This is a genomic window from Mesorhizobium sp. M4A.F.Ca.ET.090.04.2.1, assembly GCF_003999085.1.
In the GTDB taxonomy this organism is placed as follows: Bacteria; Pseudomonadota; Alphaproteobacteria; order Rhizobiales; family Rhizobiaceae; genus Mesorhizobium.
The window spans coordinates 1-8,751 of the sequence record NZ_RZOT01000236.1 but is presented as its reverse complement, the minus strand read 5'-3'; the positions used below and the strand labels follow the sequence as shown (position 1 = coordinate 8,751).

The window sequence follows — 8,751 nt, the reverse complement described above, 5'->3', positions numbered from 1 at the left end:
CGGTCGATGCGCTGGTGCCCGCTTATCGCGCGCGCAAGGCAATCTACCGCGACCTCTATCATGCGACGCGTGACATCCATGCACGGCTCGGCGCGGCCTGAGCCGGGCCGCAATCTTGTGTCTGGCGCAGCCGGTGTTAGGCTGCCGCGCGCGGCGGACGATTGCTCATGATTAGAGAATTCCATCTTGCGGCCTTGCCCTGGCTTGTCGCCCTGGGGACCCTGCCGATGCCGGCACTCGCCGGCAACGCGCCGGCATTCGAGCTCAAACTCGACATCGACCGTGACGGCAAGATGGACAGGGTTGTGGTGATGCAGGAGCCCGGCGCGCCGGCCGATCTCATCATCTATCTGGCAGCCGGCGAGGACCACCTTGATCCTCCCCCGCGGCCTGATTTCGTCAGGAAGGGACTGACCGAAGACCGTATCATCGATCTCGAAAGCAAGGGCAAGGGATCGGTGGCGATCACGTCCTGCTTCGGCTGCGGCGCCAGCAAATCGACGGAAGAAACGCTGACGATCGTCTACCGCCGAGGCAGGTTCCTGGTCGGCGGCTACAGCCGCAACTGGGACTGGAACAAGCAGACGGTGGATGGCGTCGAGACGACGCTCGGCAGTTGCGACATCAATTTCCTCACCGGCAAGGGTGTCGCCTCGCAGGATCTGGACGACGGCAAGCCGATCGAGGGGAAGTTCACGCCGGTCAATCTCTCTGACTGGTCGTACGAGCGCCGTCCGAAGCCTTGCGAATTCAGCGACTGAGCAGGCCCTTGGCCGCGTCCTCGTCGGTGATCAGCACCGAGACCCTGGTGTTGGCAAGCGCGGCGCGCATGACGGCCACCTTGTCCTGCCCACCCGAAACCAGGATGATCGACGGAATATCGGAGAGATCCTGCAGCGGAAAGGCGCAGACGCGACGGTTGACCTCATGGTCGATGGGGCGGCCCTCGACGTCGATGAAGTAGCAGAGGATGTCGCCGACAGCGCCGGCCGCCTGCAATTCCTCGAGCTCGCTAGGCTTGATGAAGCCGTAATTGGCGATCGGGCTGTTGCCGGAGAAGGCGCCGACGCTGAGCACGGCGATGTTGGCGCGCCGGGCACGGAAGACGACGTCCTGGACGCTGCGCTGGCTCATGAAGGCATCGCGCTGTTCCGGCCTGTCAGCATAGACCGGCACGGGCAGCAGATAGCATTCGGCGCCGATCTTCTCGGCGAACTCCCAGGCGCTCTCGGTCGGGTTGAGCGGCTGCGCGTGAGTGAGGCCGCCAAGCATCGAGACCACCGTGGTCCTGGCAATCGGCCGCCGGGGCAGTTCGTTGATGGCGAATTTCAGCGTGCGGCCCCAGCCGAGCGCGATGACATCACCGGGATTGACGTTGTCGGCCAGATAGGTTGCCGCGGCATGGCCGATCATCAGCGGCGCGTTGCTTCTGTCCGCGGCCGACGGCACGACAACGGCCTGGCTCAGGCCAAAGCGCTGCTTCAGGCTCTCCTCGAGCTGCACGCATTCGACGACGCTGTCGCGGATGCGGAACTGGACCACGCCCTCCTCGCGGGCGGCGGAGAGGATACGATGCACCTTGATGCGGCCGATGCCGAGGATCTCCGAGATGCGCTCCTGCGTCAGACCCTCGACATAATAGTGCCAGGCAGCGCGCGCCTTGAGCTCGGCGTCCGGGAAGCGCGAGGCCTTCTCGTTCTCGATCACCGCCATCCTCATGCCCTCCTGCCGCTGTCGCCAGCCAGCGTCGTTCGTCCGGTCGTCTTGGTCCACTCCACGACCTGACGGCACCGGCTTCGGACCAGAAAACTGATTCCGGTCGCGCATGATGCCCTTGCCCTCCTAGGGCAATCCGTTGGGTGGCGCAAACCGCCGCTGAGCGGCGCGACGGCCCTTGACAATTTTCTGATGAACAGATTAGCTGAACAAAATTGCATATCAAAGATAAATTGTTCACAAGGGAGGATGCCTGGTGAACAAGAACGGACGGCGACGCATCGCCTGTCCGCCGACGGAGGAGACGAAGTGGCTGTGAGCAACGATGCAAGCGAGCTGAAGGGCGTGACGAGCGCGCAAGGCTCGACCGGCGCAAAGCTTTCGGCGCTGTTTGCCGGAACCATGGGACCGCTGATCGGGCTGGCGCTGCTGTGCCTGGCGCTGACGATGACAACCGACACCTTCCTGACGGTGCGAAACATCCTCAACGTGCTCGACCAGATCACCGTGCTCGGCATCATGGCGATCGGCATGACGCTGGTCATCCTGATCGGCGGCATCGATCTTTCGGTCGGCTCGGTGCTGGCGCTGGCCTCGATGGTGATGGGCTTCGTCGCCCACCCCGACTATCTCAATCTCGGGATGCCGGCCGGCGTTGCCGCGGCGCTCGTCGTCGCCGGCCTTTGCGGCCTCGTTTCGGGTCTGCTTGTGACGGTGACCAGGCTGCCGCCTTTCATCGCGACGCTGGCCATGATGTCGGTGGCGCGCGGCCTCGCCAACATGATCACCGACGGCTCGCAGATCGTCGGCTTTCCCGACTGGTTCACCAACCTGTCGATCATCCGTCATTTCGGCTTCCTGTCGGTCACTGTCGGGCTGATGGTCGTGCTGGCGATCGTCTTCGCCATCTTCCTCAACTACCGCGCCACCGGTCGCAGCCTCTACGCGGTCGGCGGCAGCGCCGAAGTCGCGCGCCTGTCCGGCATTCCGGTGAGGTCACTGACCAACTGGGTCTATGCGATCTGCGGCGTGCTCGCCGGACTTGCCGGCATCGTGCTCGCCGCAAGGCTCGATTCCGTACAGCCAAGCTCTGGCCTCGGCTACGAGCTCGACACGATCGCTGCCGTGGTCATCGGCGGCGCCAGCCTTTCGGGCGGCGTCGGCTCGATCGGCGGCACGGCGGTCGGCGTGCTCATCATCGGCGTGCTGCGCAACGGGCTCAACTTGCTTGGCGTTTCGCCCTTCATCCAGCAGGTGGTGATCGGCGTGGTGATCGCGCTTGCCGTCGCCACCGACACCTGGCGGCGCAGAGCACAGTGAGGAGCCGGGCGCAATGAGAATTCGCCCGGGTCTCCGGGCGATAGACGGATCGGTCGATCCGAGACTGGGAATGTTCGGCCATGGGGCGCCGTGATGCGCGGGCGGAACAGATTGAATATCAACGGAGGAAAACCATGCTGACCAAACGATCACTCTTGCTTGCCGCCGCGGCCATCATCCCGCTGCTTGGCCTGTCCGACGCCGCTTCGGCCAAGGACGCCAAGAAGCTCGGACTGGCTGTCGCCAACCTGCAGGCCGACTTCTTCAACCAGATCAAGCAGTCGGTTGAGGCCTATGCCAAGGAGAAGGGCATCGAGGTTGTCACCGTCGACGCCAAGGGCGATTCGGCCACCCAGGTCAGCCAGGTGCAGGACCTGATCACGCAGAACATCGACGCGCTGATCTACATCCCGGCCGGCGCCACCGCCGCAACCGTGCCGACCAAGACGGCGAAGGCCGCCGGCCTCCCGGTCGTCAATGTCGACCGCAACGCCGACGGCGCGCCGGGCGACACTTTCATCGCCACCAACAGCGTCGCCTCGGCCCAGGGCGTGTGCGACTACATCGCCAAGCAGGCCGGCGGCAAGGGCGAGATGATCATCATCCATGGCCAGAAGGGCACGACGCCGGAAGTCGACCGCTCGAAGGGCTGCGGCGAGGCGCTCAAGGCCTATCCCGACATCAAGGTGGTTGGCGAGCTGTGGAGCGAAGGCTGGCACCAGGATGAGGGCTTCAAGCTGACGCAGGACCTGCTGCAGTCGCATCCCGAGGTGTCGATCGTGTTCGGCCAGGCCGACGCGCTGGCGCTGGGCGCCGCGCAGGCGGTCAAGGTCGCCAATCCCGGCCACAAGGTGTGGGTTGCCGGCTTTGACGGCGACGTGGCGGCGCTGAAGGCCTTGAAGGACGGCGTGTTCGACGTCACCGCCACCCAGCAGACGCAGGGCATGGGCCGCCTCGCCGTCGACGCGGCGATCAAGCTGGTGGCCGGCGACAAGATTCCCGCCGAACAGCTGCAGGAAGCGACGCTGACCACCAAGGACAATGTCGAGCAGTTCATCGCCAAGCATCCGTAAGGACTGACACCCTTCTAGAGAGCGCCATGATGTCCCCTGACCCTCGCCAAAGCGGAAGCCCGCACAATGGGCTCTTCGTCAGCGGTCTGTGCAAGAGCTACGGGCCGGTGCAGGTCCTGGCTGATGCGAGCTTCGAGGTGCGGCCGGGCGAGGTCGTGGCGCTGCTCGGCGAGAACGGCGCCGGCAAGTCGACCGTCTCCAACATCATCGCCGGTTCGACCAAGCCCGATGCCGGCACCATCATCTGGCGGGGGAAGCCCTACTCCCCCGCCAATCCGGCCGCGGCCATCGAGGCCGGCGTCGGCATGATCCATCAGGAATTGAAGCTGCTGCCGGACCTGTCGGTGGCGGAGAATGTCTATGTCGGGCGCCTGCCGATGCGTGGTGGCCGCATCGACCGCGCGACCATGAATGCAAAGGCCTCGGCGCAGTTGAAGCGCCTCGGCCTCGATGTCTCGCCGGAGCGCAAGGTGCGCACGCTGCGCGTCGCCGCCCAGCAGCAGGTCGAGATCGCCAAGGCGCTGACGCTGAACGCCGAGCTTCTGATCCTCGACGAGCCGACCGCCGCGCTCGGCGGCGAGGAGACGGAGCTGCTGTTCCAGCAGATCCGCAAGCTCAAGGCCGAAGGCATGTCCTTCATCTACATCAGCCATCACCTCGACGAGATCGCGCAGATCGCCGACCGCGTGGTGGTGATGCGCGACGGCCGCATCGTCGCCCGGCACGAGCGCGCCGACATCCCGGTGCGCACCGTGGTCGAGCAGATGGTCGGGCGCAGCGTCGAGCGCATGTTCCCCAAGCTGTCGCCGCCGCGCGATGAGACGCTGCTCGAAGTCGAGAATCTGTCGTCGCCGGACAAGAGCTTCAACACCGTCAGCTTTTCGGTGAAATCAGGCGAGATCCTTGGCATTGCCGGGCTGATCGGCGCCGGACGCACCGAGCTGGTGCGGGCGATCGCCGGCGCCGACCCGATCTCTTCCGGTGCGGTGCGCGTCGCCGGCAAGCCGGTGCATCTCAACGGCCCGGCCGCCGCGATCAGGGCCGGCGTCGTGCTGGTGCCGGAAGACCGCAAGGCGCAAGGCGTGGTGCTGGAGCAGACGATCGGCGAGAACCTGGCATTCGGCAATTTCGACCATGTCGCGCCGAAGGGCTGGGTGTTTCCCAAGGCAGTGCAGAAATTCGCCGAGGCCGGCATCTCCCGGCTCGGCGTCAAGGGCAAGCCCAACCAGGCGGTCTCGAAACTTTCCGGAGGCAACCAGCAGAAGGTGATCATCGCCAAATGGGTGTCACGGCCCCCCAAGGTGTTCATTCTGGACGAGCCGACGCGCGGCATCGACGTTGGAGCCCGCGCCGCGATCTACGACGTCATCGCCGACCTCGCCCGCTCCGGCATGGCGGTGGTGGTGGTGAGCTCGGATCTCGAGGAGGTGCTGGGGCTCTCGCACCGCGTGCTGGTGTTGAGCCGCGGCCGCCAGCGCGGCATCCTCGAGCGCAGCGAAGCCAGCAATGTCGCGGTGATGGAGCTTGCGACAAGCTGATATCGACGTGAGGAACCCAGGGAATCGAAACTTTGCGCAGCAGGTGATAGCCTCCCAGGCACCGGACCGCGCGGGGCGCCAACAAAGTGTTGGCGCCCTTTGATTTCGGGAGAGCCGGCAGGAGGGAACCAATGACCAAACTATTCGATCTCAGCGGCGACGTTGCGCTGGTCACGGGCGCCGGCAGCGGCATCGGCCAGGCGATCGCCATCGGACTCGCGGAAGCCGGCGCCGACATCGCCTGCTTCGGCCACAGTTCGAAGGGCGGGCTGGAAGAGACCGCGCAAAAGATATCGGAGCTCGGCCGCAAGGCGCTGGTGCTGAACGGCTCGGTGACCTCCGAAAGCGACCTGTCGGCGGCGATCGAGCGCCTGGAGAAAGAACTCGGCGCGCTGACTATCGCCGTCAACAATGCCGGCATCGCCGGCGCCGAACCCGCCGAGACGCTGTCGCTGGTGAAATGGCAGAAGATCTACGACGTCAATGTCAGCGGCGTGTTCCTGTCGTGCCAGGCCGAGGCGCGCGTCATGCTGCCGCGCCGCAGGGGGTCGATCATCAACATCGCCTCGATGTCGGGCTCGATCGTCAATCGCGGGCTGACGCAGGCGCACTACAATTCCTCGAAGGCGGCCGTGATCCACATGTCGAAAAGCCTCGCCATGGAGTGGGCCGACCGCGGCCTGCGCGTCAACGTCGTCAGCCCCGGCTACACGCTGACGCCGATGAACAAGCGGCCGGAGGTGGCCGAGCAGATAAAGATCTTCAAGCGCGACACGCCGATGGGTCGCATGGCGACGCCGGAAGAAATGGTCGGGCCGACCGTGTTCCTGGCAGCCCGCGCCTCGAGTTTTGTCACCGGCATCGACCTCATCGTCGATGGCGGCTTCGTCTGCTGGTAGGAGAGAAAATGCAGAAGCGTTTCGAGGGAAAGACGGCAGTCGTCACGGGCGCCAGCGGCGGTATCGGCGCGGCGATGGCGAAACGCTTCGCGGCGGAGGGTGCCGCTGTCGTGGTCAGCGCCATCGATCCGCGCGTCGACGAGGTCGCGGCGGGCCTCAAGGCGGCGGGCGCGAAGGTCGCGTCAATGCGCATGGATGTAACCAGGAAGGACGAGGTCGCGGCGCTCTACGACCTCGCCGAAAAGGAATTCGGCCGCGTCGACATCTCGGTGCAGAACGCCGGCGTCATCACCATCGCCAGGATCGAAGCGATGACCGAGGCCGAGTGGGACAAGGTGCTGGCGGTGAACACCAAGGGCGTGTTCCTGTGCTGCCAGGAAACGATCGGGCGCATGCGCAAGCATGGCGAGGGCGGCCGGCTGATCAACACCGCTTCGGGCCAGGCGCGGCAGGGTTTTATCTACACGCCGCACTATGCGGCCTCGAAATTCGGCGTCGTCGGCATCACCCAGAGCCTCGCCAAGGAAGTGGCCAAGGAGAAGATCACCGTCAACGCCATCTGCCCCGGCATCATCGACACCGACATGTGGGCCTATAACGACACCGCCTGGGGCAAGCTGCTCGGCGACTACAAGCCGGGCGAGCTGATGGCGGAGTGGGTGAAGAACATCCCGATGGGCCGTGCCGGCAGCGGCGAGGACGTCTCCGGGCTGGTCAGCTTCCTCGCCAGCGACGATGCGGCCTACATCACCGGTCAGACCATCAATGTCGATGGCGGCCTGATCATGTCCTGAGGCTGTCGGATTGCGCATCGCTCAGTGCGTTTGTGCGTTGCGCGACATGAACCTTGGTATATATAATTTCATCCTATGAAACGGCTTCGGCTCGCCGCATGACGCGCCAGGCCTGGATCATGGGACCCTGATGGCTCGCATGCTCAAGAGCGCCGCGCTGGCGGCGATCGAACCGCGGATGACTGCCCCGGCAGCCATCGACGGGCGGCCATGACCCGGCCTCGCTTCGCACGGCACCTTCATCCTGGCATCATTTCACCTTTGGCGCCGGCTTCAGTGCCGGATGGGCGCTTGCGCAGCGACCGGCTTTTCCAACACAATCATAAAAAGACCAGAAGAAGGGAACGACCGATAATCCTCACCAGAGCTTGACAGGAGAACAAGCATGTCACTTCGGAGCATGATTTCGACAGCATCAATGGGAGCCCTAACGCTTGCCCTGGCAAGCGCACTGACGCCGGCAGCGCAAGCGGCCGCGCCTGAATCCAGCGATCCGATCAAGATCGCCCTGTTCGACTGGACCAGCGTAAACCTCAACGCCAAGATTCTTGGCGGCATCCTCGAAAAGCTCGGTTACACGGTCGAATATCCGACCGCAGATTACCTCTCCAGCCTGACCACCGGCCTCACCAATGGCGACCTCGATGTCGGCCTCGAATTCTGGGACACGACCGCCGGCGAAGCCATGAAGGCTTCCGACGCCACCGGCCAGACCGAACGGCTGGGCAAGCTCGGCCCGAAGGCCAAGGAAGAATGGTGGTTTCCGGAATACATGAAGGAAAAGTGCCCGGGCCTGCCCAACTGGGAAGCGCTGAAGGACCCGAAATGCGCCGAGGCCTTCTCGACGGCCGAGACTGCGCCGAAGGGCCGCTACCTGGGCGGCCCGGTGACCTGGGAAGGGTTTGACGACGAGCGCGTCGAGGCGCTGAAACTGCCCTTCACCGTCATCCATGCCGGCACCGACGCGGCAATGTTCGCCGAGCTCGAGTCCGCCTATCAGCGCAACGCGCCGATCATGCTGTGGATCTATTCGCCGCACTGGGCGCCGGCCAAGTACAAGGGCGAGTGGGTGCAATTCCCCGAATACACGCCGGAGTGCTACACCGACCCGAAATGGGGCACCAACCCCGACGCCAAATATGACTGCGGCAAGCCGCATGGCGAAATCTGGAAATTTGCCTGGGGCGGCATGAAGGAGAAATGGCCGGTCGCCTACAAGGTGGCCAAGGCCTATACGATCGACACCGACGAGCTCAACAAGATGAGCGGCGACATCGACCTCAACGGCAAGACGCCGGAAGAGGTCGCCGCCGCGTGGATCACCGCCCACGAGGCCGACTGGAAAGCCTGGGCGCAGTGACCGTTCCGACTGGAAACTGCGAGACCCGGCCGGGCATGGCCGGGTCTCTAC

8 protein-coding genes are annotated in these 8,751 nt (G+C 64.7%); 7 read left to right on the top strand and 1 reads right to left on the bottom strand.

Translation table 11 applies throughout. The features are described 5' to 3' along the window. Positions 1 to 167: 167 nt before the first annotated feature. Positions 168 to 761 carry a hypothetical protein gene (locus tag EN781_RS17670; RefSeq protein ID WP_126056024.1) on the top strand — a complete coding sequence of 198 codons (594 nt, stop codon included), beginning with the start codon at positions 168 to 170 and terminating at the stop codon, positions 759 to 761. On the opposite strand, the gene EN781_RS17665 is transcribed toward EN781_RS17670, so the two are convergent. Next, on the bottom strand, positions 751 to 1,713 hold the full coding sequence (locus EN781_RS17665) for a sugar-binding transcriptional regulator (protein ID WP_126056025.1): 963 nt from the start codon (positions 1,711 to 1,713) through the stop codon (positions 751 to 753). The genes EN781_RS17670 and EN781_RS17665 overlap by 11 nt on opposite strands. A gap of 348 nt (positions 1,714 to 2,061) precedes the next feature. Here EN781_RS17665 and EN781_RS17660 point away from each other — a divergent pair, with 348 nt between their 5' ends. The 6 genes from EN781_RS17660 (at position 2,062) to EN781_RS17635 (ending at position 8,700) form a co-directional block, all read left to right on the top strand. Next, positions 2,062 to 3,036 carry an ABC transporter permease gene (locus tag EN781_RS17660; protein WP_245492607.1) on the top strand — a complete coding sequence of 325 codons (975 nt, stop codon included), beginning with the start codon at positions 2,062 to 2,064 and terminating at the stop codon, positions 3,034 to 3,036. A 134-nt stretch (positions 3,037 to 3,170) separates the two neighbouring features. Continuing rightward, positions 3,171 to 4,109 (top strand): sugar ABC transporter substrate-binding protein, encoded by a 939-nt coding sequence (locus tag EN781_RS17655; RefSeq protein ID WP_126056026.1) that lies wholly within the window; start codon positions 3,171 to 3,173, stop codon positions 4,107 to 4,109. Between the two features lie 29 nt (positions 4,110 to 4,138). Beyond that, a complete protein-coding gene (locus EN781_RS17650) occupies positions 4,139 to 5,647 on the top strand; it encodes a sugar ABC transporter ATP-binding protein (RefSeq protein WP_127400184.1) in 1,509 nt (502 codons plus the stop codon). 131 nt (positions 5,648 to 5,778) lie between these two features. Next, positions 5,779 to 6,546 (top strand): SDR family oxidoreductase, encoded by a 768-nt coding sequence (locus EN781_RS17645; RefSeq protein WP_126056027.1) that lies wholly within the window; start codon positions 5,779 to 5,781, stop codon positions 6,544 to 6,546. Positions 6,547 to 6,554: 8 nt separating this feature from the next. Then, positions 6,555 to 7,340 (top strand): SDR family oxidoreductase, encoded by a 786-nt coding sequence (locus EN781_RS17640; RefSeq protein ID WP_126056028.1) that lies wholly within the window; start codon positions 6,555 to 6,557, stop codon positions 7,338 to 7,340. Between the two features lie 385 nt (positions 7,341 to 7,725). After that, positions 7,726 to 8,700 (top strand): ABC transporter substrate-binding protein, encoded by a 975-nt coding sequence (locus EN781_RS17635; protein ID WP_126056029.1) that lies wholly within the window; start codon positions 7,726 to 7,728, stop codon positions 8,698 to 8,700. The last annotated feature ends 51 nt before the right edge of the window (positions 8,701 to 8,751 follow it).

Bases quoted from the DNA above. Each gene is read 5' to 3' on its own strand.
- EN781_RS17665 (WP_126056025.1), bottom strand. From the start codon at position 1,713: ATGGCGGTGATCGAGAACGAGAAGGCCTCGCGCTTCCCGGACGCCGAG.
- EN781_RS17670 (WP_126056024.1), top strand. From the start codon at position 168: ATGATTAGAGAATTCCATCTTGCGGCCTTGCCCTGGCTTGTCGCCCTG.
- EN781_RS17645 (WP_126056027.1), top strand. From the start codon at position 5,779: ATGACCAAACTATTCGATCTCAGCGGCGACGTTGCGCTGGTCACGGGC.
- EN781_RS17655 (WP_126056026.1), top strand. From the start codon at position 3,171: ATGCTGACCAAACGATCACTCTTGCTTGCCGCCGCGGCCATCATCCCG.
- EN781_RS17640 (WP_126056028.1), top strand. From the start codon at position 6,555: ATGCAGAAGCGTTTCGAGGGAAAGACGGCAGTCGTCACGGGCGCCAGC.
- EN781_RS17650 (WP_127400184.1), top strand. From the start codon at position 4,139: ATGTCCCCTGACCCTCGCCAAAGCGGAAGCCCGCACAATGGGCTCTTC.
- EN781_RS17635 (WP_126056029.1), top strand. From the start codon at position 7,726: ATGTCACTTCGGAGCATGATTTCGACAGCATCAATGGGAGCCCTAACG.